Source organism: Amycolatopsis sp. SB7-3 (genome assembly GCF_041021335.1).
Taxonomy (GTDB): domain Bacteria; phylum Actinomycetota; class Actinomycetes; order Mycobacteriales; family Pseudonocardiaceae; genus Amycolatopsis; species Amycolatopsis japonica.
The window spans coordinates 119,217-145,174 of record NZ_JBFPJQ010000003.1; the positions used below are offsets into that span (position 1 = coordinate 119,217).

At 69.3% G+C, this 25,958-nt stretch carries 23 protein-coding genes; 14 read left to right on the forward strand and 9 right to left on the reverse strand.

Annotated features, from left to right (window positions below; all coding sequences use genetic code 11):
• Positions 1-120 precede the first annotated feature (120 nt).
• Positions 121-462, forward strand: a complete 342-nt coding sequence (locus tag AB8M46_RS25260) for a hypothetical protein (RefSeq protein ID WP_394361826.1) — start codon at positions 121-123, stop codon at positions 460-462.
• A gap of 6 nt (positions 463-468) precedes the next feature.
• Here AB8M46_RS25260 and AB8M46_RS25265 read toward each other — a convergent pair whose 3' ends face one another.
• A complete protein-coding gene (locus tag AB8M46_RS25265; protein WP_037344390.1) occupies positions 469-1,551 on the reverse strand; it encodes a glutamate--cysteine ligase in 1,083 nt (360 codons plus the stop codon).
• Between the two features lie 72 nt (positions 1,552-1,623).
• Here AB8M46_RS25265 and AB8M46_RS25270 point away from each other — a divergent pair, with 72 nt between their 5' ends.
• A complete protein-coding gene (locus AB8M46_RS25270) occupies positions 1,624-1,983 on the forward strand; it encodes a hypothetical protein (protein ID WP_037344392.1) in 360 nt (119 codons plus the stop codon).
• Between the two features lie 10 nt (positions 1,984-1,993).
• Here AB8M46_RS25270 and AB8M46_RS25275 read toward each other — a convergent pair whose 3' ends face one another.
• Positions 1,994-2,932 carry a universal stress protein gene (locus AB8M46_RS25275; protein ID WP_378428028.1) on the reverse strand — a complete coding sequence of 313 codons (939 nt, stop codon included), beginning with the start codon at positions 2,930-2,932 and terminating at the stop codon, positions 1,994-1,996.
• Positions 2,933-3,079: 147 nt separating this feature from the next.
• On the opposite strand from AB8M46_RS25275, the gene AB8M46_RS25280 reads away from it, so the two are divergent.
• The gene (locus AB8M46_RS25280) at positions 3,080-3,427 is read left to right on the forward strand and encodes an STAS domain-containing protein (RefSeq protein ID WP_394361827.1); all 348 of its coding nucleotides are present in this window, start codon (positions 3,080-3,082) and stop codon (positions 3,425-3,427) included.
• Between the two features lie 4 nt (positions 3,428-3,431).
• Here the strand turns inward: AB8M46_RS25280 and AB8M46_RS25285 are convergent, their stop codons facing one another.
• From AB8M46_RS25285 to AB8M46_RS25300, 4 genes are all read right to left on the reverse strand, one after another.
• Positions 3,432-4,682 carry a PucR family transcriptional regulator gene (locus tag AB8M46_RS25285; protein WP_394361828.1) on the reverse strand — a complete coding sequence of 417 codons (1,251 nt, stop codon included), beginning with the start codon at positions 4,680-4,682 and terminating at the stop codon, positions 3,432-3,434.
• Positions 4,683-4,704: 22 nt separating this feature from the next.
• Entirely contained in the window at positions 4,705-5,052 is a 348-nt protein-coding gene (locus AB8M46_RS25290; RefSeq protein WP_063777632.1) for an STAS domain-containing protein, read from the reverse strand.
• Positions 5,053-5,243: 191 nt separating this feature from the next.
• Entirely contained in the window at positions 5,244-7,421 is a 2,178-nt protein-coding gene (locus AB8M46_RS25295) for an ATP-binding protein (protein WP_394361829.1), read from the reverse strand.
• Between the two features lie 182 nt (positions 7,422-7,603).
• Positions 7,604-7,762: a hypothetical protein gene (locus tag AB8M46_RS25300; protein WP_158634322.1), complete on the reverse strand. Its 159-nt coding sequence runs from the start codon at positions 7,760-7,762 to the stop codon at positions 7,604-7,606.
• A gap of 262 nt (positions 7,763-8,024) precedes the next feature.
• Here AB8M46_RS25300 and AB8M46_RS25305 point away from each other — a divergent pair, with 262 nt between their 5' ends.
• The gene (locus AB8M46_RS25305; RefSeq protein WP_233629988.1) at positions 8,025-8,993 is read left to right on the forward strand and encodes a hypothetical protein; all 969 of its coding nucleotides are present in this window, start codon (positions 8,025-8,027) and stop codon (positions 8,991-8,993) included.
• On the opposite strand, the gene AB8M46_RS25310 is transcribed toward AB8M46_RS25305, so the two are convergent.
• A complete protein-coding gene (locus tag AB8M46_RS25310; RefSeq protein WP_394361830.1) occupies positions 8,960-11,434 on the reverse strand; it encodes a hypothetical protein in 2,475 nt (824 codons plus the stop codon). The two genes, AB8M46_RS25305 and AB8M46_RS25310, sit on opposite strands and share 34 nt — an antisense overlap.
• A gap of 220 nt (positions 11,435-11,654) precedes the next feature.
• Between AB8M46_RS25310 and AB8M46_RS25315 the strand changes: the two genes are divergently transcribed.
• Together AB8M46_RS25315 and shbA are read left to right on the forward strand one after the other, a co-directional pair.
• Complete coding sequence (locus tag AB8M46_RS25315; RefSeq protein ID WP_394361831.1) at positions 11,655-12,089, forward strand: hypothetical protein; 435 nt, start codon at positions 11,655-11,657, stop codon at positions 12,087-12,089.
• Between the two features lie 4 nt (positions 12,090-12,093).
• On the forward strand, positions 12,094-12,744 hold the full coding sequence (gene shbA / locus AB8M46_RS25320) for an RNA polymerase sigma factor ShbA (protein ID WP_394361832.1): 651 nt from the start codon (positions 12,094-12,096) through the stop codon (positions 12,742-12,744).
• A 365-nt stretch (positions 12,745-13,109) separates the two neighbouring features.
• Here shbA and AB8M46_RS25325 read toward each other — a convergent pair whose 3' ends face one another.
• A complete protein-coding gene (locus AB8M46_RS25325) occupies positions 13,110-14,045 on the reverse strand; it encodes an SEFIR domain-containing protein (RefSeq protein WP_394361833.1) in 936 nt (311 codons plus the stop codon).
• A gap of 222 nt (positions 14,046-14,267) precedes the next feature.
• Here AB8M46_RS25325 and AB8M46_RS25330 point away from each other — a divergent pair, with 222 nt between their 5' ends.
• From AB8M46_RS25330 to AB8M46_RS25355, 6 genes are read left to right on the forward strand one after another with little or no spacing between them, the layout of a single operon-like run.
• Positions 14,268-14,861, forward strand: a complete 594-nt coding sequence (locus tag AB8M46_RS25330) for a TIR domain-containing protein (RefSeq protein WP_394361834.1) — start codon at positions 14,268-14,270, stop codon at positions 14,859-14,861.
• Between the two features lie 3 nt (positions 14,862-14,864).
• Positions 14,865-16,499, forward strand: a complete 1,635-nt coding sequence (locus AB8M46_RS25335) for a CATRA system-associated protein (RefSeq protein WP_394361835.1) — start codon at positions 14,865-14,867, stop codon at positions 16,497-16,499.
• A 21-nt stretch (positions 16,500-16,520) separates the two neighbouring features.
• A complete protein-coding gene (locus tag AB8M46_RS25340; RefSeq protein ID WP_125737683.1) occupies positions 16,521-17,147 on the forward strand; it encodes a hypothetical protein in 627 nt (208 codons plus the stop codon).
• Positions 17,147-20,224: an ATP-binding protein gene (locus AB8M46_RS25345; protein WP_394361836.1), complete on the forward strand. Its 3,078-nt coding sequence runs from the start codon at positions 17,147-17,149 to the stop codon at positions 20,222-20,224. The genes AB8M46_RS25340 and AB8M46_RS25345 overlap by 1 nt, the downstream gene beginning before the upstream one ends.
• Positions 20,225-20,277: 53 nt before the next feature.
• Positions 20,278-23,646, forward strand: a complete 3,369-nt coding sequence (locus AB8M46_RS25350; protein WP_394361837.1) for a hypothetical protein — start codon at positions 20,278-20,280, stop codon at positions 23,644-23,646.
• Between the two features lie 56 nt (positions 23,647-23,702).
• Positions 23,703-24,380: a DNA alkylation repair protein gene (locus tag AB8M46_RS25355; RefSeq protein WP_394361838.1), complete on the forward strand. Its 678-nt coding sequence runs from the start codon at positions 23,703-23,705 to the stop codon at positions 24,378-24,380.
• Positions 24,381-24,470: 90 nt separating this feature from the next.
• On the opposite strand, the gene AB8M46_RS25360 is transcribed toward AB8M46_RS25355, so the two are convergent.
• The gene (locus AB8M46_RS25360; protein WP_394361839.1) at positions 24,471-24,854 is read right to left on the reverse strand and encodes a nuclear transport factor 2 family protein; all 384 of its coding nucleotides are present in this window, start codon (positions 24,852-24,854) and stop codon (positions 24,471-24,473) included.
• A gap of 124 nt (positions 24,855-24,978) precedes the next feature.
• Between AB8M46_RS25360 and AB8M46_RS25365 the strand changes: the two genes are divergently transcribed.
• A complete protein-coding gene (locus AB8M46_RS25365) occupies positions 24,979-25,527 on the forward strand; it encodes a PadR family transcriptional regulator (RefSeq protein WP_394361840.1) in 549 nt (182 codons plus the stop codon).
• 5 nt (positions 25,528-25,532) lie between these two features.
• Positions 25,533-25,955 (forward strand): VOC family protein, encoded by a 423-nt coding sequence (locus AB8M46_RS25370; protein ID WP_394361841.1) that lies wholly within the window; start codon positions 25,533-25,535, stop codon positions 25,953-25,955.
• The last annotated feature ends 3 nt before the right edge of the window (positions 25,956-25,958 follow it).

Here is a 25,958-nt window from a genome sequence, read left to right on the forward strand (position 1 = left end):
GATTGGAGCCGTAAGTCACGAGATACGGCTCCAATCACGCGAGTTCCGCTTTCGATCACGCGAGTTACGGCTTCAATCACGGGGCGGTGTCCGGTCGGGCGGACCTGACACCATGGGCCCATGGATGTCGAATGGCCCGAACGGCGTGAGGATGTGCTCTCCGCGCTCAAGGTGCTCGCAGCAGAGCCTGCAGTGCTCGACGGCGCGGACCTCACCAACGCCGTCCATTGGCTGGTGGACGACACCCCGTGGGACTCGGTGGATCCGGCCACGTCAATCGGGACGATCCTCCGTGGCGGCCATGAGGTCGACGCGATTCGCGAGGTCGTGGCCGCGGTCGTCGCCGTGTCGGATCGCCAAGGCCCTACGAGTTCGGACGCGGCCTGGTTCGGCGACAGTGGCTGGAGCGAGGTCCGGCGGCTCGCTGCCCAAGCGCTTACCTGCCTGGAACAGGAACCCTGAGCGCCGTCAGGTCGGCCGGACGGCGAGGAGGTCCACGACGTCCTCCGCGACACCCCGCTTCTCGAATCGCGCCCGTTGCCGATCGGCCCCGCCGCCCCCGGCGGCCAGCCGCGCACACCCGTCGCGGACGAAGTCGAGATCACCGGTTTCGGCCAGCGCACCCGAGGCGAACGTGACGACGTCGTCGAGCACGTCGCTCGCCGGGGCGAGATCGCCGGTCCGGAAATGCGGGCAGCGCCCGGAGAGTCCTTCCCGCGACGCCCGCCAGATCTGCGCGCGCAGCACCTCGTTGGACAGCTTCGAGGGCTGTTCCTCCGAGGCGAGGATCGTGCCGACCAGGCCGCGGATCAGCACTCCGTAGAGGACCGCTTCGCCGACGGTGGCCGCGACGTCGCCGAGCCGGAACTCCACCGTCGGCTGTTTCTCGGAAAGCCTTACGTCCCAATAGACCATCGCGCGATCGAGGATGGCGCCCGCCCGCAGCCAGGCATCGACGATGCTCTCGTAGTGGTCCAGCGAGCCGAACCGCGGCGGCGCGCCCGCCGAGGGCCAGCGGTTCCACTGCTGGTAACGCCAGCTGGCGTACCCGGTGTCGTAGCCGTCGCAGATCGCGGAATTGGCGGTCAAGGTCAGCAGCGCGGGCAGGAAGGGCCGCACGCGGTCGATCACCCGGATCCCGGTTTCCCGGTCGGGGACGGCGATGTGCACGTGACAGCCGCAGGTGTGCGACGTCCGCGCGGTCGCCCCGAAGTGTTCGGACATCCGCTCGTAGCGCGGATTCGGGGTGATGGCGGGCAGAGCCGTTTCCGCGAGCGGCGCGCTGCCGCTGGGCAGCAGGCGGCAACCCCGCCGTGCGGCGGCTTCGGCCAGGTCGGTGCGCAGGGTTGTCAGCTGCCGCTCGGCCTCGTCGCGGGTCGTGCAGATGCCGGTGGCCGATTCGGCTTGGGAACGGGTGAGCTCCTGCTGGAGTTCGCCTTCTTCTTCGTCCGCGGCGTCCACGACGGCGTCGCCCGCCGGCGAAAGGTGACCGGTCCGGTCCACCACGAAGAACTCTTCCTCGACCCCGAAGGTGAGTACGTCGTTGTTCACAACCGCTGATACCCGCGGCCTGTTCGGCACAAACTTTGTTTTCGCAGGTCGCGCACGGGGTATTCCACGGCAATGAGCCCCAAGTCGCAGGAGCCGCCGTATCTGCTGGCCGCACAGGCCGGATCGGTCGTACGCCACCTGCACAGCAGCCTGCGGGCGGGTGAACCCGCCTCGCCCGCCGACCTGTGCCGGACCATCGGGGCGTTGCAGCAGCTCGCCGACGACCTCGTCCAGGTTCTGCCCGGCCTGCAGGGCCAGCTCGAAGAATGCCTGCTGGCAGGCCGGGTCGGCGCGGGCGACACGGCGGGCGAGGCCTGGGACAAGGTCGCCGACGTCGGTTACGCGCTCGCCCAGGCCCGCACGGGCGGCCTCCTGCTGGCCGCGGAACTCCGCGTTTCGCGGCGCACGCTCGGAGAGCTCGCTTCTTCGTGAGACGCCGCGCTCAGCCGACCGGCTGGGCCCGGACCACCGCCACCGGGCAATGCGCGTGATGCAGCGCGTCGTCGCTGACCGAACCCAGCAGGAGACGCCTGAGATCGCCGTGATCGCTCCGGCCGAGCACCAGCAGCGCGGCCTCACTGGATTGCACGGTCAACGCCTGCGCGGCGGGCCCCACCCCGTGCACCGTCTCCACGGCGACGTCCGGATAGCGCTCGCGCCACGGCTCGAGCTGCCGTGCGACGAGCTCGTCGGCCACCTCTTGGGGGATGCCGGGCGCCGGATCCAGTACCGGCCCGCCGAGCAGCGGCTCGCTCGCGGGGCCCCAGAGCGGCATCCGCGCGACGTGCACCGCGTGCACGGTGAGCCCGTGCCGGGAGGCGAAATCGAAAGCGAATCCCGCCGCCTGCGAGCTTTGCTCCGAGCCGTCGGTACCGAGGATCACCGGCCCGCCGGGTGGCGGCTCGTCTCCGCGCACGACCACGACGGGACGGCCGGCGGTCTTGGTCACGCCGGATTCCGTCGAGCCGAGGACGGCCCTGGTGAACAACCCGGTGTGGGATTCGCCCAGCACGATCATCGCCGCGTCCGTCTCGTCGGCGACCGAGGTCAGCACCTGCTCCGGAGTGCCTCCACGCACGACCGTGCGGACGTCGAGGTCCGGGTCGGAGCGTTTCAGCGCTTCGGCCATCGAGGCGAGCTGCCGCCGGGCGGGTTCCACTTCCGCGGCCTCGTCGGCGGCCTGAGGGACCGCCTCGTTCAGCGGTGTCGCGACAGGGTCCGCTCCGGGCGGGGGAAGCCGGTCGCGAGTGCAGTACGCGAGGACCACGCCGAGGCCGCGGGTCTTCGCCTCGGCGACCGCCCAGCGGACGGCGCGGCGGGCCTCGGGCGAGCCGTCGAAACCGGTCACCACCGGCCCCTGGCCCGTCTGTTCAGCGGACATGGGACATCACCTCCGACCCGCTGGTGATACCCGCTTTCCGGGGTCTTCAAGCGGACGGCCGGTTTCACCGCTCCGCGCGCCTGGGTACTTCCACATATGACTTCCCTGTCGACGCCCCGCGCGCTTGACAACAAGCGCGCCTTCTCAGTGTCCTCCGAACGGCGGGCACTCGAGGAACCGCGGGAACGTCTCCGGCTGCACGTGAGCAGGCCGACCAGGGGGACCACCGTCGTCAAGATGAACGGCGAGGTCGACCTGGGGACCGCGCCGCGCCTCTGGGAGATGCTCGACCAGCGACTCCACGGCAGCGGCACCACGGTGATCGTCAACCTGTCCGAGCTCGAGTTCTTCGGGGTGACGGGGATCCGGGCACTCGAACGCGCGCAGTTGCTCGCCGACGAAACAGGGACGAATCTCTTCGTCTTCCCGGGCGAGTGCCGTTCCGCTTGCCGCCTGCTCGGCCTGTGCCGGAGCGGAGCCCTTCACGTTCTGTGACGTGTCACAAGGCCTTGGGCCGGGTGGCGGCGCGAGCCGCAAGGGCCGCGTTCAGCAGCGCGATATGTTCGAGCCGGGTGGGATCCAGCCCGGTGAGCTCGGCGATCCGGCGCAGCCGGTAGTCGACCGTGTTGGGGTGGACGTGCAGGGCCGCCGCCGTCTGACGGCGCCCGCCTCGGTCGAGGAAGGTCTCCAGCGTCTGCAGCAGTTCTTCGTTGCCGTCCAGCGGCGTCAGCCGGGTGGCCAACCGGTCGAGTGCCGGGCCCGGACGCGAAAGCTGGTATTCGAGCAGGACGTCGTCGAGCCGGTACAGCCCGGGCGGCCGCCCCGTTCCGGTGGCGACCGCGAGTACGTCCTGCGCGAGCTTCGCCGCGGCGGGCACACCGGACGGCTCGGCCGCGGCGGTCCCGGCGATGACCTCGGCGCCCGCCGTCCGGGCGACGTCGGCGAGCACCCGCTCCAAGCGAGCCCAGTCCCGGGTGGACAGTTCGTCGGCCGCGGTTTCGTGCGGCAGCAGGGCGAGCCCGCCGTCCGGCGTGAGCGAAGTCAGGACGGTGCCCCGGATCTGGCGTTCCAGTTCGACCCGCAGCCGCCGGAGCTTCCGCCGTCCGGCGACCAGCGGGTCGACCCCGTCGACCTCCTCGTCCGGATGCGCCCCGACCGACGCCGCGAGGACGATGTAGCACGGCGGAAGCCGCAGGCCCGCCTGTCCAGCCGCGACCTCCGCGGGTTCGCCGTCGAGCAGCGCGGAGAGCACCGTGTGCCGCGCCGAACGCTCGTCGTCGAACATCGTGCGGCGTTCGTCGAGGTAGCCGGCGCCGACCGCGGGCGTGACCACCTCCAGATAACGCAGGGTCAGCGCGTTGACGGCCAGGACGTCGGCGACCTCGTCCGGACGCGCGTCCGGCGTCAGCGACGCCCAGACCACCTGGATGCCGATGTGGTACGCGGTGAGGACGACGTCGATCGGGATGCCCTCCTCCGCGCGCCGGGCCGCCGATTCGCGGAGGAAGTCGAGCTCCCGCCGCGTCGGCGTGGCGCCGGTGCGCAGAGTGTCGATGAAGGAACGCAGGTTCTGCTCGATCACGTGCGTGATGTCGCCGCTGAGTTCCTCGGCGGGCAGCAGACCGTACTCCGGGATCCGGAGGACGATCTCGGAGAGCACCGTCTTCGCGAGCGAAGGCAGGACTTCGGTCAGCCGCTCCGCCAGGGGACGTCCGCCGATACGGAAGCCTGGATCCTTGTCACCCGTCACAACCGCCCATCATGACAGCTGGTCAGTGCGTGAGCACGTCCCGTGCCGAATCGAGCGTCGGGTGCACGGTGAGGACCGCGTCGAGGCCGAGCAGCGACATCGGGCGAAGCAGGGCCCGCTCCTGGGTGACCAGGATGAACGGGACGCCGGCTTCTTCGGCTTTCGCGCGGGTCTGCACGAAGACGGTGAAGCCGGACGAATCACAGAACGTGACCGCGGACAGGTCGGCGATCAGTACCGACGGCTTGAACCGGAGCTCCTCGTCCAGCGCTTTGCGCAGGTCGTCGGAGACGCCGAGATCGATTTCGCCGGATACGGTGACCACCGTGTCGGTGGCGGAAGCCGTGATCGAGATGTCGAGAGGGGACACGAATCTCCGTGTCGGTCGGGGCGGATCGGAAGCGGGAGCGCGGTAGTCGGTCAAGTTGACTCCTTGCCGGTTTGGAGGGCCGGCAGCTGCCCGAGGGCATGCCGGACCCGGAAAAGGGACCCGGCGGCTGGTGTCTGAACCGCGACAGGCCAACCGTAGCAGCCTCGCGGCCCGTTACGCCGGTTGAGCGGTCACGCCGTCCGCACCCGAGCCTCGCCGACCGTCACCCGATCGAGGTCAGGGTGGATTTCGTCGGCCCGATCCCACAGTCCGGCCGCCAGTTCGGCGGAGCCTTCAGCGGCCGCGACATTGCCGAGCCCGGTGTAGGCGCGGGCGGTCTCGTACCGGCTCCCGCACGACTCCGCCCGGTCTGCGGCGGCACGATAGGCCGAGGCGGCCAGGTCGTGGCGTCCCGCGTGATACCAGGCCCAGCCCAGGCAATTGAGCGCCATGGTGGCGTCGAGGTCCAGCCCCAGTTCGTCGAAGACGGTCAGCGTCCGGCCGGCGATCGCGGCGGCGTCCTCGGACCGCCCCAGCGCGGTCAGCACCAGCGCGATGCCGCGATCGGTGATCGCGGCGTTGCGGCGATTGCCGTCACGGACGTAGAACGCGTGCGCCTGCCGGAGATCCCGCAAGGCGTCGTCGTGGTTGCCCCGGTAGTGCTCGGCCCAGCCGTTGTGCGCGAGGGTGGTGGTCTCGCCGTGCCCGTCACCGATCCGGCGGAACAGCGCGAGCGCTTCGCCGTAGTACGCCGAAGCTTCGTCCAGGTCGCCGCGATCGACGTGCGCGACCCCGAGGTTGGCGGTGGTGGTGGCCAGTGCCCACGTGTCGCCGAGCGCTTCGGCGGACGAGCGCGCCCATCGGTGGGTCTCCAGCCACGGGTCCCAGAGTTTGGCCACGAAGAAGAAGTCGCGCAGGAAGAAGGCGAGCTGCCAGCATCGCTCGTGTTCGCCGCGTTCGCCCGCCGTCCGGCACAGGGCCACCAGACCGGGCCATTCGGCGCGGAACCAGGACATCGCCATCTCGCTGTCGTCCAGCCTGGCCGGTTCCGGGACGCCAGGGTCGAAGACGATCTCCGGGAAGTAGCGGTGCGGGGTGATCTCCCGGTCGGCCCGGGCGGCGGTCCGCACCGCGAAATCGGTGAGCCTGCTGAAAGCTTTCATGCCGTCCTCCGCGTCGGTGAGCACGAATTCGGTGGCGAACGCGCGCAACAGGTCATGGAATCCGTATCGGTCGGAGTCCGGTTGGGTGAGCAGATGGGCTTCGTGCAAACGGTCCAGCAGCCGATCGGCCTCCCGGAACGGAAGCGCGCTCAACGCGCTCGCGGTGTGGACGTCGACGTCGGTTCCGGGATGGACGGTGAGCAGCCCGAACAGTCTCGCCTCGGCGGTGCTCAACTGCTGAACGGACAGCCGGAACGCGGCGGCGAGGGAACGTTCGCCGTCGTCCAGTTCACCGAGGCGGGCCGACTCGTCCGCCAGCCGCCGGTCGAGTTCCGCGACGTCCCACGCGGCATGCGCGCGAAGCCGCGCCGCGGCGATCCGGATCGCGAGGGGGAGCCGGGCGCAGCGCCGGACCACCCGGGTGACGGCGGGACCGGCGGGAACGCCGGTGATCGCGGTGAAGAGGCCGACCGCCGCGTCGAGCGGGAGCATGTCCAAGGAGACGTGCGCGGCGTCGTCGAGCGCGCTCAGCCTGGACCTCGATGTGATCAGCACGCGGCATTTCGGTTCGGCGGGAAGCAACGGGCGTACCTGCGCCGCGCTGACCGCGTTGTCGAGTACGAGAAGCAGACTGCGGCCGCGAAGCCGGGATCGGTACAGCGCCGCGCGGTCGGCAGGCTCGGCCGGGATGCCGTCCGCGGGGACACCGAGTATGCGAAGCAGCCTGTCGTGCACCGCGGCGGGTTCGCCGGCTTCGTCGCGCAGGTCGACGAACAGGCAGCCGTCGGCGAATCCGGACTCCAGCCGGTGCGCGCAGCGCACCGCGAGTTCAGTCTTGCCGACACCGCCCATGCCGGACACCACGCAGACACCCCCGTCGGCTTCGAGCGCCGCGCGGATCGCCCGCAGCTCGGCCGCCCGTCCGGTGAAGGAGGAGGTCGCCGGTGGCAGACCGGACGGTCTGACGTCCGGCCGTGTCCGCCGTCGCACGGGTTCGCCGGGAAGCAGCGGTTTCAACTCTCCTTCCGCGCCGAGTTCCGTTTCGCACAACTCCGCGAGTGCGGGATTCGGCGCGGAAATCCCGGTCTCGACTTTACTGAGGTAACCCTTGCTGTAGTGAGTGCGTGCGGCGAGTTCGGTGAGCGAAAGGCCGGCCGCTTTACGGCGGCGACGCAACTCCGCTCCGAACGTTGCTCTCTCGTTCATCGGCCCCCATCCTCGTCGGAGGATCAGTATGGCCGTGCGGACGATGTTCCGGCAGTGGCTTCCGTCCGGCGGCCGGATCCGCGGATCCGGCCGCCGCACGCGGGTGTGTTCCATGCCGTGTCCTCAGCCGAACACGATGCCGAGCAGGGCCAGGATCAGGCCGATGGCGTGGGTCTGCATGGTCAGTCCACCTCCTTTCCGTGTGTGGCGACCACGGGAGAGACCGGGTTCGCGGGCGCGGTCCCCATCGCGTTGCCGAGCGCCACCCCGATGAGGAGCGCGACCACCCACAGCCAGAAAGCGATCCGTAAGAGCAGCGAAAGCGAGCACTTGACGGTCATTCCGACTCCTTCGGTGAGCGCATGAGGGCAGCACTCGACAACGCGGGAAAACCGCTGGTTGAGGTGTTATCGCCGCGAATTGGGGCGGCTCACCAAGAATGCGTCGCCGGTCCGGGAGCGACAAGGAGTTTCCTGTTTCCCGTATGAGCGGGAAAGGAAAACCCAAAATAACGATCGGCGATACACCGCCGCCACCGGCTGGACACGGGCCGCCGGGCTGGTGACTATTGACGACCGTGCTTGAACCACTAGGGGAGGACTGGTGACCGTCAGCGCTGCGGATCTGGCCGGCGAATTGAAGCTGCTTCGGAGGGGCCGGGGAATCGCGGCCCCTCAGCTGGCCGAACGGGCGGGACCCGCGTTACGCGCGGTCTGCGGCATGGCCGAAGACGAGGGGAACGCGGCCATCCGGCGGACGCTCGGTGAATGCCTGTCCGGCTGGGCGCGTTCGCTGCCCGAGGACCTGTGCACCGCCGTGCTGGCCGCGCTCGGGCTGCATCCGGACGCGGTGCATCCCTTCTATCAGGATCGGGTGCGCTGGCTGGCCAAGCATCTGCAGCGCGACGACCGGACCGCCCGTCGCCGGATCGACGACGGCATCGAGCAGCTCGCCGAGGTCGCCGCCGCGTCCACAAGCGAATCCGACGAGGCCGAAGCGACTCAGCCCAGCCGACGGTGGCACACGGAGGAACTGCGCGTGGCGGTGGCACTCGACCAGCCGGTGCCGGAGGTCCTCGAATCCCGCCGGATCGTCGCCGACGCCGACGACATCGCCGAACTGGACCTGGCCCTCACCCTGACCGACTCGGTCTACCGGGGTGAGGCCATCGGCAGTGAGGATCTCCGCGTGGACGTGTTCCACGGTGGACGGCTGACCGGACGGGTGATGGAGTCCACCGATCGCGTCGGACTGGCGTTGCGGTTGCCCAGCCCGCTCAAGCGGCTGAGCAAACACGAGATCGCCTTGCGGTTCCGGGCGGAGTTCAGGCATCCGCATTTCGTCTGCGTCCCAAGGCATCCGGTGGATCTGTTCGATCTGCACGTCCGGTTCGCCCTGCCGATCCCGGTGGAAGTCGTCCTGCTGGAACGGGTCTTCCAGGACGACGCGAGTGACGAGGCGGCACGCGGGGGCTTCCTGACGCCGGACGCGTCGGGCGAGGTCCACGTCCAGTTCCGGCATCTGACACCGGGTTTCGCCTACGGAGTGCGCTGGCGACCGTCGGAGAACTGACTCGCCGTGCCCCGTAGCACCCGTTTCGCCGCGATCGCCTTCTCGGACAACTCCGTCGCGGGGCCGAGCGTCGCGACGATGTCGTGCGCGGCGCCGTCGACCAGTTCGGTGGCCCGCCGGTACTGGTCGCGCCCGCTGAAGGCCAGCGCGAGGCCGAGGTCGAGCCGGCTTTCGAGGGTTTCCGGATGGGTCACGCCCAGCAAGCGGATCTGTGGCTGGAGGATCTCCTCGAGGAGTTCGGCTTGGCGGCCGAAGTCACGCGACTGTCCGTGTGCCAGGGCCATGCCGTGCCTGATCCGGTACCGCAAGCGGTTCTCGCGACCGAAGACGCGGAGGACGGTCCGCTCGGTCGCGCTCAACGCCTGCAGGGCCCGCTCCGGCCGCCCTCGTAGCAGGAGCGCGCGGCCGGCCAGGGCCGCGGCGGTCAAGGCGGCCGGGCTCTCCGCGCCGTGACGCCGTCCATACCGGCTTTCGAGTTCGCGCAGGGCGGCGACGGACCGGTCCGGGTGAAGGTCTCGGAGGTCGAGCGTGACCGTCGCCTCCGCCCACAGCAATTCGGCTTCGGCGCACCGGAAATGCCGCTTCCTTCCGGTGGCGTGGAACGCCGCGATCACCTCCGCCGCGGCTTCGCGTGCCCGCCGCGGCCGGTCGTCGAGCAGCAGGGCGCGGGCGTATTCCAGCAGGGCCGACGGCAGGAGGTCGCCGGAAGGCGAGTCGTGGAGCTCCGGCAGGACCGTGTCGAGCGAGGCGATGGCCTCCCTGGCCCGGCCTCGGAGACGCAGGGCCTGTGCGCGCGCCACGACCGCGGATGGCCGGGCTTCACCCCGCCAGGGAAGCTCGTTCCAGAAAGTCCGTTCACCGGCGCCGTAGTCGCCCTGACAGTCGAATGCCTGTGCGGCGACCAAGTTGGCCTCGCATCGTTCCTCGTCGTCGGCCGCAACCAGCAGCGCGTGGCGGGCGTGCCGGACCGCCTCCGGGTACAGCCCGCAGGCGATCTCCACCCGTGCGGCCGTCACGAAGTCCGTGCTCGTGGCGCCTTCGGTGGACAGGATCATGGCATGGACCTCGCCGGCGGCGAAGAAATCCCGGTGCCGTTCGTGAGCGGCCGCGACCGGGCGCAGCAGCCGGATCCGGAGCGCCGCGGACGTGCGCTCGGCCAGGGCGCGGGCATGCTGGAGGAGGAAGTCCCGGTACTCGGCGCGTTCGTCGGAAAGCAGGCGTAGCAAGGACTTCGCCGCGGACGAGGGCAGGTCGCCGGGATCGAGCCCCGCCCTGGCCACCTCGGCGACGAGGGGTTGCAGCCGCAACCCGCCGTCCACAAGCGAGGCGAGCCCTTGTTCTTCGAGATCGCCGACGGCTTCGACGGAACCGTCTCCGAGCACGTCACGGGCGATGCCGAGCGGAAAGGGGGCCGGTGCCAGCATCGCGCCGAGGCGGATGATCCCGGCGGCGACCGGACCGCAACCGGCGAGCAGACCGCGGATCGCCGGCGGTGCCGTGTCCGGACAGGACGCGAGCGGTTCGCCCCGGCGTCGCACGGCCAACGCGTTGGCGCGCAGCGTGATCGGATGCCCGCCACAGTGTTCGACGAGACGGAGCACCGCTTCCCGCTCGATGTCGTCGGCCGGTGCGCGGTAGTCGCTGAACAGCCTGAGCCCTTCCGCCGGTGTCAACCCGGCCAGGTCGAGTGTGGCGACGTCCCACGGAGAATTCCCCACGCGGCTCACGAGCACTGTGGACACTGCGGAGGTCGGGAGCAGCAGCCGTTCGAGGACGTCCGGAGGGAGCCCTGGAGGCACGTCGTCGATGAGGACGAGAACGCGACGCCCGTCGGCGCCGATCCGTTCGGCGACGTGGTCGCGCAGCCGGTCGAAGCCGATGCCGGACAGATCGGTGCCCAGCCGGTCGCCTGCCGCGCGCGCCAGCGCGAGGTGGAACTGGGACAGGACCTCTTCCGGCGCGTGCTGCCCGAACGGGCCCAGCCGCAGGACACCGCCGTCGAAGGTGTCCTGGAAGATGCGGGCGTACTGCTCGGTCAACACGGTTTTGCCGACACCCGGCAGGCCTCGCACCATCAGGACCGGGTGCGCGTGCAGGCCACGATGGAGCGCCAGGAGTTCGCGATACCGCCCGACCATCCGGGCCGGGCGTCCGCGGCGGGCGTCGGCCACCTTGCGCCGGACGAGCCAGGCGAAGGCGGGCAGGTCCCGCGGATCGACGGCCTGTTCGCCGTCCGCCCCGGGATCGACGACCAGGGCCCGGTCGGCACGGGAGCAGAGGACCAGCACGACACGGGAGTTCGCGAGCGCGTCGGCGAACTCGTCGACGGCGGTGTCCCGGAGAACACGGAGCCCCGCGTCGCGAAGTGCCGCTTCCGGTTCGTCCACCTGGGCCGCGCCCTCCGCGGTGAAACACAACAAGACATCGAAACGATCCGTCATCCGCGCTCTCCCCGTGATCGTGGCGATTCGACAGCGCAGGGATCGATCCAGAGGCCGGTTTCGCTACCGATGATCGCGCCCTGGCGAAAGGTGTCCTTGATCTGGCCGCTTTCCGGCGAACGGCAACGGACAAAATCAGGACAACAAACTCCGGTGCGCAACACCGTCCGCGATTTCCTCGATTATCGGGCATTCGGACCGCGAACGCCCGGGAGAGAACATGGGAATCGCCCTTGACACCACGAGCGAGGGAAACGGCACTTCCGGTGTGCTGATCCTCGTCGTGATCGCCGTCGTGTACCTGGGCTACATCGCCTTCAAGAGACACGGTTTCCGCCCGCGGCGGGTGGAAACCACGCTGACCGGGCAGCAGTTGCGCCAGGTCTTCAAGAAGAAGATCGCGAGGAAGGGCTGGTCCGTCGCGGACGACGGCAACCCGATGATCGCCCGGTCCCCGGAATCCGACGGAATCCGGCAAGGGATCTCCCTCAGAATCTCCGAGGCGGACGGACGCACCATCGGGGAACTGGCCGCGATCCTGCACAAGAAGAAGGTCTTCGGCGACACGGCGAAGGCATACAGCCTGCGGTGGAGGATGAACGCCTTCCTCGCGCAGGTGCGGCGGCTCGATTCCACCGCGAAAGTGATGGGCTGAGCCGATGCCGACCATCGACACCCGCCCGATCGACGGCGAAGTCCGGGGCTACCGCACATTGGACACCCTCCCGCGCCCGTCGGGCCGGCTGACCAAAGAGATGCTCGATCCGCTCGTCATGGCGGCGAAGGCCGGTGACGAGGACGCCGTCGACAGGCTGCTCGCCGTCGTCAAACCGATGCTGGTGCGCTATTGCCGCGCGCGGATGGGCGGACGCGACCTCTCCTACCTGTCGGCCGACGACGTCGCGCAAGAGGTGTGCCTCGCGGTCTTCAAAATGCTGCCGGTGTACGAGGATCGCGGCGGCTCGTTCCTCTATCTCGTCCGGGCGATCGCGGCCAACAAGGTCGCCGACGCCTTCCGCGCGGTGTCCCGCGACCGGTCCGATCCCGTGCCCGAACTGCCGGAGGCCGGGCCGGTCCGCAACGATCCGGAGAGTCACATGCTCGACGTCGACCTCGGTGCGCGGCTGGGCAGGCTCGTCGCGCGGCTCCCGAAGCTGCAGCGGGAGGTGCTCACCCTGCGGATCGTCGTCGGGCTGACCGCCACCGAGACCGCGGCCGCGCTCGGGCTGTCACCGGGGAACGTCCGGGTGAAACAGCACCGGGGGCTGGTGAAGTTGCGGGAACTGGTGGTGGAGGAGGACTTCTCTTGAGGGGCAAGGGTGACGTGGGGTGTCGCACGCGGGTCGTGAGTGGCTGTTGGCCGCAGGTCCGTGAAGGCCTCCTTCACTACCCTGAAGGTAGGGAAGGAGGCCTTCACGGACTACACGATCGCCACCTGCGGCCGTGCGACACCACCAGTCCCAGCAGTCACAGCAGACGCGTGTGAAGGCCCCCTTCACTGCGTCTAATGTGGCGAAGGGAGCCTTCGGCCCTGGTCAAGCGCGGGTCGTGAGTGGCGTTTCGGGTTAGAGCCCGAAACGCCACTCACGACCACCTGCACCGACCACGCCACGTTTGCCCTACCCTCAACAGAACCGGGCTCGCCACGCCGCGCGACCAGTGAGCGCCACCAGCCCTACTCCAGCACGGGATCGCCCCACGCCAGTTCCGGCAGCCACCTGCTCTCCGTCGTCCCCGGACGGTGGAACTCCAGCCGGAGCCTCAGCACACCGGTGACGCCGACTTCGATCTCCGCCGGTTTTCCCAGCGCCACCTTGACCTCCGGTGACGGCCGCCCGTCGAGGAGGACGCGGAAGTGTCCGACCTGGAAGGGTTCGGCCGCGTCGTCGAGGACGCCGGCCGTCGCGGTGAATTTCCGGTAGGCCATCCCGAGGTCCACTTCGACGTAAGCGAGCCGCTCCGCCGCCCGCAAGACGATGCTGTCCGCGTAGTGCACGTCGTTGATCCGCGCGCCTTCGGTGCGGATGCCGTCGCTGCACGCCCGCCATTCCAGGCCGGTCGCGACCGAGGTCTTGCCGGGGCCCGCCGCGTTCACTGCGCCGCCACGCCACTGGCCGCGTTCGGGGCGCTGATGCCGGGCCCTGCCGGTGATCGCGGCCAGAAGATCCTCCACACCCTCCTCGGTGAACACATCGACCGGATATCTCGTGGTGGAGTGCGGATTGAGGAAGTTCGGGATGTCGTCGACGGACTGCTGGGGGAACACGACCGGCAGGATCCGTTTGATCTCACCACCGAGATCCCTGGTCAGGCGATCGCGGATCCGCGCCGCCTCGAACTGGGAGCCGCGTCCTTCGTCGAACGCCGCGTTTCCCTCGGCACGGCGTTTGTAGTCGGGCGAGGCGATGACGACCACGAAATTCGCCGTGTCGAGGTGTTTCAACGCCCACAACGACCAGTCGCGACGTTCGCCGTCGTCCCATTGATCAAGGTGCACTTCGAGACCGATCCGGCCGTGCAGGAAATCCGCGAAGCGGCGGACCCGTTCCTTGTGCTCCGGTGAATCATGTGCGTAAGTGACGAACACATGCGGTGGCTCGTTGTCGGCCATCGAAACTCCTGTCAGGTGAAGGGCGCACTGCCCGCCGGATGGTCGCATTCTCGACGATCGAACGCGTGCGGGCAGTCATTGTCGTCCGCTTGTCATCTTTTTGTCTTCGGCGGCTTCGTATGCGACGCCATGTCCAGTTTTTGTCGTGTTTTTGGACCTTTTTGAGAGTGTCTTCGGCCCCTACGATCGGTGCTGTCAAACGGATCCGGGGGCGAAGGAGCGATGGCGCTCGTGTACGAGTACGACGTGTTCATCAGCTATCGCCGAGGCGGAGGCGACGCCCCGGACTGGGTGCGGAATCACTTCCACCCTCGGCTGCAGAGACTTCTGGACGACAACGTCGACTATGACGTCAAGATATTTCTCGAAGACAGTGTCGCCGTCGGCGGGAACTGGCCTCGGGAAGTACGCGAGGCGTTGCAGCGTGCCCGGATCCTGATCCCGGTCTGTTCCCCGAAGTACTTTCGCGACGAGCGGTGCATGGCCGAATGGCACACGATGGCGAAGCGGGAGGAAATCGTCGCGCGGGAGGGCGTGGCGAAGGCGGGCCGGTTGATCTATCCGGTGATCTTCAGCGACTCGGATTACTACCCCGCCTGGGCGCACGAACGCCGGATGCGCAGTTTCCGGGACTGGAACAAACCGCATCCGCAGTACCAGAAGACCCCCGAGTACATCGAGTTCGAGGACGAACTGGGGCGGATGGTGAAGGAGCTGGTGGAGATCATCGAGCAGGCACCGCCGTGGTCTCCGGAGTGGCCGATCGAAACACCACCGCCCGAACCGCCGCGACCGTCGAAGCTGCCGAGGTTCTGATCCATGCCGGGAACCGTGGTCACCTTCTACTCCTTCAAGGGCGGTGTCGGCCGGAGCTTCACCATGGCCAATATCGCCGTTCTCCTGGCACGCTGGGGATATCGGGTGTTGTGTTTGGACTGGGACCTCGAAGCGCCCGGTCTGGACGCCTACTTCCGGCCGATGATGAGCGCGCCCCCGTCGGGCGGGGTCGTGGACCTGATCGACGACTTCCGTGAAGGCAGGCTGGCTCCTGGCGCGCATACGACCCGGCTGACCGGGAAGGTGAAGCTCGACGTCATCACCGCCGGCCGCGGGGACGACGCCTACGTCCGGCGGGTGCAGGATCTCGACTGGGAAGGCTTGTACGAACAGGGTTTCGGCGACTACCTCGAACAATGCCGTGAACAGTGGACGGCCGCCTACGACTACGTCCTCATCGACAGCCGCACGGGCATCTCCGACATCGGGGGTATCTGCACCGCCCATCTTCCGGACCGGCTCGTCGTCCTCTTCACGGCGAACGTGCAGAGCATGCGGGGTGCGGTCGACATCGCCGAACGCGCCAACGCCGCGCGCGACCGCATGCCCTACGACCGGCCGCAGCTGACCGTGCTGCCGGTGCTGTCGAGGTTCGATGCCCGCGAAGAGTACGCGCGCTCGGAGGAGTGGCGGCGCATCTGTCTCGAAGAGACGAAGGACCTGTTCCGCAGCTGGCTCGATCGCGACGTCTCGCCGGACGTGATGTCGCGACATCTGACGTTGCCGTACGTCTCCTTCTGGACCTTCGGCGAACAGCTTCCGGTGATGACGGAGATCAGCCCGACCGCCGACCAGATCAGTTTCGCGCTGGAAACGGTCGCGGCGGTCGTCGCGCACGACTTCGACCGGACGGACCTGCTCGCGGAGAACCGCGACGCCTATGTCGCCGCGGTCCGGGCGGAGAAACGCACCTTCTCCCACGACGTCCGGGTCAGCACGACCAGGCCGACGATGTACCTCGCCGAAGAACTCATGAAGTACCTGGTGGAGCTCGGTGTCCGGCCGGTGCTGTCGTTGTCCGGGGAACGGTCGCTGCTCGAAAAGACCGCGGACGACGCGAAACATCTGTGCCTGATCGTCGACCGCGAGGTGAGCCGCTGGCAGTCGGCCGAGGTCGAACTGTTCCTGCACCGGACCCTCGGGCAGGACCGCCGCGTCGTCCCGGTGCTCACCAAGGGAACCGAGCCGAACAGCCTGCCGGGGTACGTCGGCAATCTGCGGCATCTCCAGTTCGGCCCGTCGCGCGGGCCGATGGAGATCGCTCAGAACCTCGTCGACCAGCTCAGAGGGACGACGGCACTCGTCGAACCGGGTGACCTCGACGTCGCCGGCGTGCTCCGGCAAACCGCGCACGCCCGGCTCCGGCCGCTCATGTGGGGCTTCGTGGACGAGATCGTCGCCGAGCTGCAGATCGCGATCGGCGCGGGGGACCGGGAACGGGTCCAGGACCTCGCCGAGGAGCTCATGTCGGCCACGCGGGTCCGCGCGACCGACGCGGCGCCGGGACATCGCGTGCTCGCCCCGCCGGAGACGCGGGAGGCGATCGAATGGGCCGTGCGCACCTCGGAGGCCAGGGTGACACGCCAGGGATTCAGCGGATTTCTCGATCAGCGCTAATCACGTACGGAAGGATCACGGATGACGGATCGATTGGGACAGAAGCAGACCGCGGCGATGCTGGCGCTGATGGTGGTCGCCCGCGAGGTGTCGAACCCGGAGCTGCGCGAGATCGTCGGCTTCGCCCTCGACGGCAAGGAACGCCGTCAGCTCAACGGCCTCGATCTGGTCGCCAGCGAACAACGCGGCCGTCCCTTCTACCACGAGCTGACCGAGCGTGGCTGGGCCTGGTGCGAGGAGGAACTGAGCCAGGAAGAGGCGCCCCTGCCCCGGAGCAGTCTGGGCAGCGCCCTGTACGTCGTGCTCGGCGGGCTCGGCAGACACCTCCGGCGCGAGAAGCTCCGGCTCGCCGACCTCTTCATGCCCGAGGTCGACCTGACGGTGGAGGAGATCGAGTCCCGGATCCGGATCGCCTACCGCAAACTGTCCCGTTCGCCGCGTGACTGGGTCTCGTTGGTGGAGCTGCGGCCGATGCTCGGTGAAGCGTCCACTGTGGACGTCGACGCGGTACTGAAGGAACTCAGCCGGTCGGGACAGGCGCATCTGGTGCCGGAATCGAATCGCAAGGCGCTCACCGCCGCCGATCACGAGGCGGCGATCCGCATCGGCGGTGAAGACAACCATCTGATCTCGATCGAGGCGCCGTGATGGACGAGCTGAGCGCGCTCGCGGCCCTGCGATTCGACTGGGCCGACACCCCCGATCACGTGTGGCGTGATTCGCCGTATCACGTCGACGGCCTGCACACCGGTGTGCTGAAACAGGTCAGCTCGGGGATCAAGGAGGCCGTCGCCAGCGACGGCCCGAGCCCGATCGGGCTGGTCCTTCAAGGGAAGAAGGGCGTGGGCAAGACCCACCTGCTCGGGCTCGTCCGGAAGCAGGCCCACGACGCCCGCGGTTACTTCTTCCTCAACGACCTCACGGCGGGCGACGCGTTCTGGGAGAACACCGCCGAGGCGATGCGCAGAGGTCTTTCGCGGCTCGACGGCTCCGGCGTCCCTCAGCTCACCAGCTTCCTGCGGCGCGTCTGCCTTCGCGCGAGCATCGATGCGAACGTCACCAAGAAGATCCTGGACGGGCGTGGTCTGTCGAGGGCCGACGTCGACACGTTCGTCGACGGCCTGCGCACTCTCGATCGGGACGTCGCCAGGGAATGCGCCGACACGGCGCGGGCACTGGTGCTCTACGCGAGCGAAGACCCGAGCAAGAACTACGTCGGGGACGACTACCTCGGCGTGTTCGCGGAGTCGAAATCCGGGGACCGCCGCAAATGGGGGATCCGGTCGGATCCGAAATCCGCGAAGACCCAGGTCAGGAACATCACGCGGCTGCTCGCGCTCACCGGGCCGATCGTGATCGCCGTCGATCAGCTCGACACCCTGGTGGCCCGGTCCGCCGTCGGCCAGCGGCAGGTGCGGGACAGCGACGAACAGGACCTGCTGGTCGCCCAGATCGCGGACGGGCTGATGGGCCTGCGGGAGGTGACCAGAAGGACCATGACGGTCCTCGCGTGCCTCCCCGGCACCTGGGAGCTGCTCAAGGAGAAGGCCACCGACACCGTCCCGGATCGCTTCCGCGAAGCCTTGATCCTCGGCCGGGTCACCGATGCCGAAGTCGGCAGGGCCTTGGTCGAGAAACGCCTCGGAGTCGCGTACGAGGCGATGAAGTTCGTGCCGCCCAATCCCACGTGGCCGGTGGCCCCGTCGGCCTTCGACGGGGAATGGGAGGAGATGTCGCCGCGAGACGTCCTGAAGCGGATCGGCGCGCACATCGACGCCTGCGTCCGGGCGGGCCGGGTGATCGAGCTGACCACGTTCGACGAAGGCGGTGTGCGCTCGGCTGGACCGCCGCGTCCGGCGATGGCCGCCGATCGGTTCGCGGAACTGGACAAGCGGTTCGAGGAACTTCGCTCGGAGGCCGACCCGTCGGCCTTGCTGGATCCGAAGGTCGAGGACAAGGTGATGCCCCGGCTCCTGTCCGCCGCGATCCGGGGATGGATCACCGAGGTCGGCGACGACAACCTGGAATGGGTCTACGGCGCCAAAAGCGACCGCAACGAGCTGCACGCCTGGCTCACCCGCACGGTGGACGAAGCGTCCGACCTCGAAGAGCACTGGGCGTTCCGGGCGATCGCGGCGTCGCATCCGATCGCCGCGTTGCACCGGTTCCGCAAGGCGCGGTCGGCGGCCGGGGTGCGGAAGGGCGCGGAGAACCGGCATCTGGTGCTGCTGCGCAACCCGGCGTGGTCGGGCGGAGTGAAGACCCAGGCGGAACTCAAGGAGTTCTTGAAGGAGGGCGGCAAATCCCGGGGAATGTCCGATGCGGACGTCCGCACGTTCTGGGCGCTGGACAAGATGTTCGCCGAGGGAAGCCGGGAGCTGCACGAGTGGCTCGTCGACCGGCGGCCCGCCGGCCGGTCGGAACTCCTGTCGGAGGTCCTGCCTGAACCATTGCCCCGAGCGGTGTCCACCGAGACGTCCCCGGCGGCCGAAGGGGAGGTCACCCTCGGCACCGTGTCGGGCAGCGGGAAACCGGTCCGGATCGAGCTGGCGGCCCTGCGCAAGCACGCCGCGGTGTTCGCGGGTTCGGGGTCCGGGAAAACGGTGCTGCTGCGGCGGATCGTGGAGGAGTGCGCACTACAGGGCGTTTCCGCGATCGTGCTGGACCCGAACAACGACCTCGCCCGCCTCGGCGACGCCTGGCCGGAGCCGCCCGAGGCATGGGGAGCGGACGACGCCGGGCTCGCCGAGCGCTATCTGGCCGAGACCGACGTCGTCGTGTGGACGCCGGGGCGGGCCGGTGGCAGGCCGCTCGCGTTCCAGCCGTTGCCCGATTTCGCCGGTGTCCTCGACGACGAGGACGAGTTCAACGCGGCCGTCGAGGTCGCCGTGGCGGCACTCGCACCGCAGGTGAAACTGACCGGCAGCACCGGGAAGGCCAGCGTCGGGCTCGCGGTGCTGCGGCAGGCCGTCGTGCACCACGCCCGGACCGGATCACGGAGCCTGCCCGCGCTCATCGAGGTGCTCGAAGACCTGCCCGACGGGGTGAGCACGTTGAACGACGGGCGAAAGCTGGCGGCCGAGCTGGCCGAGCTGCTGAAGGCCTCCATGGTCAACGACCCCCTCCTGGCGGGCGGCGGCGAGCCCGTCGACCCGGCGCTCCTGCTCGCTCCCGGGGAAGGCAAGCGGGCACGGGTATCGGTGATCAGCTTCATCGGGCTGCCTTCGGAGAAGCAGCGGCAGAACTTCGTCAATCAGCTCCAGATGGAACTCTTCGCCTGGGCCAAGCGGAATCCGGCAGGCGACCGGCCGCTCGGCGCCCTCTTCGTCATGGACGAGGCGCAGATGCTCGCCGCGTCGGGGACGCTCACGGCGAGCACCCGCAGCACCATCGTGCTCGCCTCGCAGGCGCGGAAATACGGCCTGGGACTGCTGTTCGCGACACAGGCGCCGAAGGGCTTGCACAACCAGGTCGTCGGCAACGCGATGACGCAGTTCTTCGGCAGGCTCAACAGCCCGGCGCAGATCGCCGCCGCAAACGAACTGGCCAGGGCCAAGGGCAGCCCTGTCGACGACATCTCACGGCTGGAACGCGCCCAGTTCTACGTGTCGGGGGAGGCGTTCGGCTTCCAGCGGGTGACCACCCCGCTGTGCCTCACCCACCATCCGGCCAGCCCGCTCAGCGTCGAGGAGGTGCTGGCCCGCGCCCGCGGCGAAGCCGAGTGAAACCACAGCCCGTACGCATCGACAACTGTGCTCGCTGGAAAGGATTTCGCACCATGGCAGGAATCTTCATCACCGTCCGAGCCGGTGACGGCCAGGACCGGCTCCGCGGTCTCGACCGGAGTCTCGGTCACGTGTTGGGAAAGGACCGGATCGTCCGGTCCGGCGACGCCGCGTCCGTCCTGGTGGTGCCGATCGGCACCGAGGGGCTCGACGAAGCGGTCCAGGAGGAGGTCGCCGAGGCCTCGCGGCTCGGCAAGAAGATCGTCGCGGTCCTGGTGGACGACGCCGTCATGCCCGGGGAAATCACCGCTGATTCCCACCGGCGGATCGGCGGACGTACGGCGGAGCAGGACATCGCGGGCCTGATCACCGAACTGACCCGGGTCGCCCCGGAACTGGGCATCGGGGTCGTCCCGGGCCTCGAAGATCTGGCCGAGTGGCTCGAATCCTGGCGGGACGAAACGCGTCCCGTCCTGCCCGAGAGCCTCCCACTGCTCGGCCGCGCCCGCGAAATGGACCGGCTGTGCGACTGGCTGGACGCCGAGCCGTCGGTCCTCCCCGTGTACGCGGGCAGCCGGACCGAGACGGCGGCGTTCGTCGCGACCGCTTTGGCGGCCCACCGTCCGGGGCTCCGGGCGGTCCGGGTGTCGAGCCCGGAGGCTTGGCGTCAGTGCCGCGACCTGGACGGGCCGTTCGTCGCCGTGGTGGACGGCGTCGAGGTGGGAGAGGAGACGATCGGCGGCCATGTCGTCGTGGTGCGGAGCACGCCGGACCGTGCCGGTGGCGATGTCCTGGTACTGCCCCGGATCCCGCGCGACGAGGCGGCGGAGGCGTTCGCGGCGGCCGGTGTCCCGTCCGCCGACGCGACCGCCTGGGCCGACCTCGCCCGGCGGAGTTTCGGTGCCCTGCGCCGCAAGCTCGCCGTCGCCGGTGACCTTCCGAAATGGGTGAACCCGCTGGAGCGCGATCTCGCCGCGCCGTTGCTGCTGATCGGCCGGTGGTCGGCCGGGGCACGGCACGATCTGGACGAGATCGCCGCGATCGCCGGCCGGGAGATCGACGAGCTCACGCGCTTCTTCGCCAGGGCCGAGACCGGCGACGACCCCCTGCTCGCCCGCTCGGGCGACGTCGTACGGCTGGCGGATCCGCACGACGCCTGGGCGCTTCTCCACGGCAGGTTGAGCGCGCAGGATCTGCGTCGCTGGCACGAAGAAGCCGTCAAGGTGCTCACCGAGCGGGAGCCAGGCCGGAAATGGTCGGCGGACATGCGGCAGGGGCTGGCGCGGAGCGCGGCACTCCTGGCCGCCGAGGGGGACACGACGCTGTCCGGCGGCATCTCGGGCGCCGACCACGCCACGCGGTTCGTCCGCGAAGTGCTCGGCCGGGCCAACGACGACGGGGACGGAGTGCTCTGGCGTTCGCTCGCCGATGTGCTGCCCTTGCTCGCCGAAGCCGCTCCTCACGAGTTCCTCAGTGCCGTCGACCACGCGCTGACCAGCGACCCGTCGCCGCTGAGCGGCACCTCCGAGGGGCTGATCGCGGCGCTGGAAACGGTCGGCTGGTCCGACGACGCGTTGCCGATGGTGGTCTCCCTGCTGGCCGAGCTGACGCGGCCGGGGCGGGAGGCAGGCGACCGGCCGCTCGAATCCCTGATCACCCTCGTGCAGCCGTGGTACCCGTACCTCGACCTGCCCGGCGGGCAGCGGACGGAACTGGTCAAGGCGATCGGCCGTCGCTCGCCGGAAGCGGGCTGGCGGCTGGCTCTCGCCCTGCTGCGCGGTCCGCGCGGACATCTGCTCGCGAGCCCGAGCCGGCCGCAGGTCCGTCTCGAATGGACGGTCCCGGCGGCGCCGGTCGCCGTCGCCGACGGACCGGAATTCGAGGACGAGCTGGTCGCCTCGGCGTTGTCGGCACTGGCGGAACGGCCGTATCGGTGGTGCGAATTCTTCGAACGCCTGCCCGAGCTGAACGCCGCGCAATGGGACCGCGTCGTGGAGGCCTTCACACGGCTGGACACCGAACGGCTCTCGGCGGACGAACGTCTGCGCCTGTGGGGCCTGCTCACCGGGGTGACCGCCGAGCACCGGCATCACGCCGGCGCCGGCTGGACCCTGCCGGAGGAATTGCTGCAATGGCTGGAATCCTGCGCCGAGCTGATCGAGCCCGCGGTCAATCCCGGGCGGCACGGCCTGTTGTTCGGCCGGAACCCGTACCTGGACGGCGGCGAATCCCTCGAACCGGAGGCGCGTGAAGCGGAGATCGGGCGCCTTCGCCGCGACGCCGTCGGCGGTGTCCTGCGCGAACACGGCGCCGCCGGGCTGAGCGCGCTCGCCGCCGAGAGTGCCCTGCCCAGGCTGGTCGGTGTGGTCGCGGCCCACGTCGCCGCGGACGACCTCCGGGAAGACGCGCTCGCGGAGCTGGGACGTGAGGACTGGGCGGCGGGCTGGGCGGGCGAGATGGCCCGGTCCCAGGGCGGCGAATGGCGGCAGGAGGTCGCGATCCAGCTCAAGGAGCAGGACCGGCTGGTCGACTATCTCCTGGCCATCCCGGTGGACCACGCGCTGGAGCTCTTCGAGTCCGCCGACGAAGCGGTTCTCGAGGGCTACTGGACGCACGTCGGTCCGTGGCCGCTTCCCGAAGGACAGGAGTCGTTCTTCGTCACGCAGCTCGCACGGCGCCGGCCGTGGGCCGCGGTCAAGGCGCTCGCGGCGGGGGTGCGCGACGGGGCGGCCCTGCCCGCGTCCCTGATCGAGGAAGTGCTGCTCCAGGCGTCCGCCGACGGTGTCGAGGCCCCCGATCGCAAGGCCGTCGCGAACGTCGGCCCGCTGCTGGACCAGCTGGCCGAGGCCGGTGGTTCGGACGTCGCGGTCGCCCGGTTGGAGCTGCGGTTCCACGCGGCGCTCAAACACCATCGGAAACCGCGGAGCCTGCAGCGGATCCTCGCCGAGAACCCCGGCGCGTTCGTCGAGCTCTGCACCCGGATCCAGCCCGCGGACGACGGCGCCCCGAGCGTGGAACTGGTCGGCGCGTGGCTGACGATCTTCGAGACGCGCACCATGCCGGGGACGACCGATTCCGGTCTCGACGGTGCCGCGCTCAAGGCCTGGGTTTCGCGTGCCCGCACGGAGTTCGCCGAACGGGGACGGGCCGAGTTCGGGGACCGGGCGATCGGCACCCTGCTGGCGAGCGGTTCGCCCTTGCCCGACGACGGGTGGCCGCCGGAGCCGGTCCGGGACGTCCTCGATGTCGCCGACGGCGGGTATCTCCGGGAGGGCTTCGCCACCGGGTTGACCGTCCAGGACGGTGACGCGGGGGATCTCGCGCAGCGTCATCGCGGCTGGGCCCGGCGGATCAACGTCGGCTGGCCGCGGGTCGCCGCACTCCTGCGTGAGCACGCCGACGACCTGGCACGACGCGGATAGCGGTCAAGGCGCTCCGGGTGGCTCCTCCACCCGGAGCGCCTCGTAGGCTGGGGCAGGTGACCGGGACGACGACGGCCGAGGTGCTGGCCGAACTGGCCGAGCTCGAGGACCCGCGCGCACGCCAGGTGAACGAGAAGCACGGCGACGACCACGGGGTGAACCTCGGCAAGCTGCGCGCGCTCGCGAAGCGGCTGAAGACCCAGCAGGAACTCGCGCTGGAGCTCTGGGCGACGGACGACACCGCCGCGAAACTGCTCGCGCTCCTCATCTGCCGCCCGAAGGCGTTCGGGCGCGACGAGCTGGACCGCATGGTGCGCGAGGCCCGCACCCCGAAGGTGCACGACTGGCTCGTGAATTACGTGGTCAAGAAGAATCCGCACGCCGAAGAGCTGCGTGTGGCGTGGTCCGCCGATCCGGACCCCGTGGTCGCGAGCGCCGGCTGGGCCCTGACCACCGAACGGGTGGCGAAGAAGGTCGAAGGCCTCGATATCGCCGGGCTGCTCGACGTCATCGAGGCGCAGATGAAGACCGCGCCGGATCGCCTGCAGTGGGCGATGAACCACTGCCTGGCGCAGATCGGCATCGAGCATGCCGAGCACCGGGCGAGGGCGATCGGCATCGGGGAGCGGCTGGAAGTGCTCAAGGACTATCCGACCCCGCCGAACTGCACGTCGCCGTTCGCGCCCGTCTGGATCGCGGAGATGGTGCGGCGGCAGGATGCCAGCCCCCATTGACGTTGCCGCGCACGCGTGTCGTCCATCGAGTCACGCGTGTCGTCCGTCTGATCACACGCGCCGTCCGGCCAGTCACGCGTACCCGCCCGTTCAGCCGAGCGCGTCCGCCTTGATGGCCTCGAACTGGGCACCCATGCGCCCCGCGAGCGCCTCGGCCGCCCGCAACGGCCGGACTATCACCTTGAAGTCGACGATCTTGCCCTCGGCGTCGAAGGTCAGCAGGTCGCAGCCGTTGATCTGAAGCCCGTCGACGGTCGCTTCGAACTCGTACACGTGGTGCACGCCGTCCTGGATCTCGCGGACATAGCGGAAGTCCTCGAACACCCGCAGGACCCCGCGCAGGATCGCCGCCGTGATCGCCTTCCCCTGGTAGGGCTTGAACGCCACCGGGCTGGTGAAGACCACGTCGTCGGCGAGCAACGCCTCGATCGCGGCGGCGTCCTTCGCTTCGACTGCTTCACGGAACGTGGGCATGGCGATCTCCTCATAGTCAACTTGTTGAGTAGATGCCGCCGAGCGTAGGTGATCACCGCTCCGCTGTCCAACAAAGTGTCTAGTCAACTTTGCGACTAGTCGCCGCGGTGCTTATCATCGCGCCATGGCGCTGCGGAACGCGATCCTCGCGACGCTCCTGGACGGCGAGTCCTCGGGCTACGACCTGGCGAAGAGCTTCAACGCGTCGGTCGCCAACTTCTGGACCGCGACACCGCAGCAGCTCTACCGCGAGCTGGACAAGATGGAATCGCAGGGCCTCGTGGCGGCCCGGGTGGTCGAACAGGAACGGCGTCCCAACAAGCGCCTCTTCTCCTTGACCGACGCCGGCGCGGCCGAACTCGCCGGCTTCACCACGCGGGCGCCGAAGCCGACCGCGATCCGCGACGAACTGCTGGTGCAGGTCCAGGCGGCCGAGGCGGGCGACGACGAGGCGATCCGGCGCGCCGTCGCGGACCGGATGGCCGTCGCCGAAACGAAGCTCAAACGGTTCGAGCGCCTTCGGGAGCGGCTCCTCGGCGACTCCACCGAGACTGAGTTCCTCGCCACGGCGCCCCGCGTCGGGCCGTATCTGACTCTGACCCGTGGGATCATGTTCGAACAGGAGAACATTCGCTGGTGCGAGCAGGTTCTCGCGGTGCTCGAACAGAGGTGAACGGCTTGGTTGAGCGGAAAAAGGGGCCGAAATTCCGTCAGGTGGTGCTGGACGGCACCGACGTCCGCGCGCTGGCGGAGTTCTACCGGCGCCTGCTGGTCTGGGACTACCGCCCCGGTGACGAAACACCCCCGCCCGGCGCCGAGGACAAGGACTGGCTGGTGCTGCGGAACCCGGACGGCGGGGCGCAACTCGCCTTCCAGCAGGTCGATCGGCTGGAAGAGGCGAGCTGGCCGGATCCCGAACCCGTGCCTCAGCAACTGCACCTGGACCTGACCGTGGACTCGGTCGAGGAACTCGAAGAGCAGCACGCCCGCGTCCTCGAACTCGGTGGGCGGCTCCGGTACGACCGCAGCGACGACCCGGAGGAACCGCTGCGCGTCTACGCGGATCCGGCGGGGCATCCGTTCTGTGTCTTCGTCGCCTGAGCG

Bases quoted from the DNA above. Each gene is read 5' to 3' on its own strand.
- AB8M46_RS25260 (WP_394361826.1), top strand. From the start codon at position 121: ATGGATGTCGAATGGCCCGAACGGCGTGAGGATGTGCTCTCCGCGCTC.
- AB8M46_RS25270 (WP_037344392.1), top strand. From the start codon at position 1,624: ATGAGCCCCAAGTCGCAGGAGCCGCCGTATCTGCTGGCCGCACAGGCC.
- AB8M46_RS25275 (WP_378428028.1), bottom strand. From the start codon at position 2,932: ATGTCCGCTGAACAGACGGGCCAGGGGCCGGTGGTGACCGGTTTCGAC.
- AB8M46_RS25295 (WP_394361829.1), bottom strand. From the start codon at position 7,421: ATGAACGAGAGAGCAACGTTCGGAGCGGAGTTGCGTCGCCGCCGTAAA.
- AB8M46_RS25300 (WP_158634322.1), bottom strand. From the start codon at position 7,762: ATGACCGTCAAGTGCTCGCTTTCGCTGCTCTTACGGATCGCTTTCTGG.
- AB8M46_RS25310 (WP_394361830.1), bottom strand. From the start codon at position 11,434: ATGACGGATCGTTTCGATGTCTTGTTGTGTTTCACCGCGGAGGGCGCG.
- AB8M46_RS25315 (WP_394361831.1), top strand. From the start codon at position 11,655: ATGGGAATCGCCCTTGACACCACGAGCGAGGGAAACGGCACTTCCGGT.
- shbA (WP_394361832.1), top strand. From the start codon at position 12,094: ATGCCGACCATCGACACCCGCCCGATCGACGGCGAAGTCCGGGGCTAC.
- AB8M46_RS25325 (WP_394361833.1), bottom strand. From the start codon at position 14,045: ATGGCCGACAACGAGCCACCGCATGTGTTCGTCACTTACGCACATGAT.
- AB8M46_RS25330 (WP_394361834.1), top strand. From the start codon at position 14,268: ATGGCGCTCGTGTACGAGTACGACGTGTTCATCAGCTATCGCCGAGGC.
- AB8M46_RS25335 (WP_394361835.1), top strand. From the start codon at position 14,865: ATGCCGGGAACCGTGGTCACCTTCTACTCCTTCAAGGGCGGTGTCGGC.
- AB8M46_RS25340 (WP_125737683.1), top strand. From the start codon at position 16,521: ATGACGGATCGATTGGGACAGAAGCAGACCGCGGCGATGCTGGCGCTG.
- AB8M46_RS25345 (WP_394361836.1), top strand. From the start codon at position 17,147: ATGGACGAGCTGAGCGCGCTCGCGGCCCTGCGATTCGACTGGGCCGAC.
- AB8M46_RS25350 (WP_394361837.1), top strand. From the start codon at position 20,278: ATGGCAGGAATCTTCATCACCGTCCGAGCCGGTGACGGCCAGGACCGG.
- AB8M46_RS25360 (WP_394361839.1), bottom strand. From the start codon at position 24,854: ATGCCCACGTTCCGTGAAGCAGTCGAAGCGAAGGACGCCGCCGCGATC.
- AB8M46_RS25365 (WP_394361840.1), top strand. From the start codon at position 24,979: ATGGCGCTGCGGAACGCGATCCTCGCGACGCTCCTGGACGGCGAGTCC.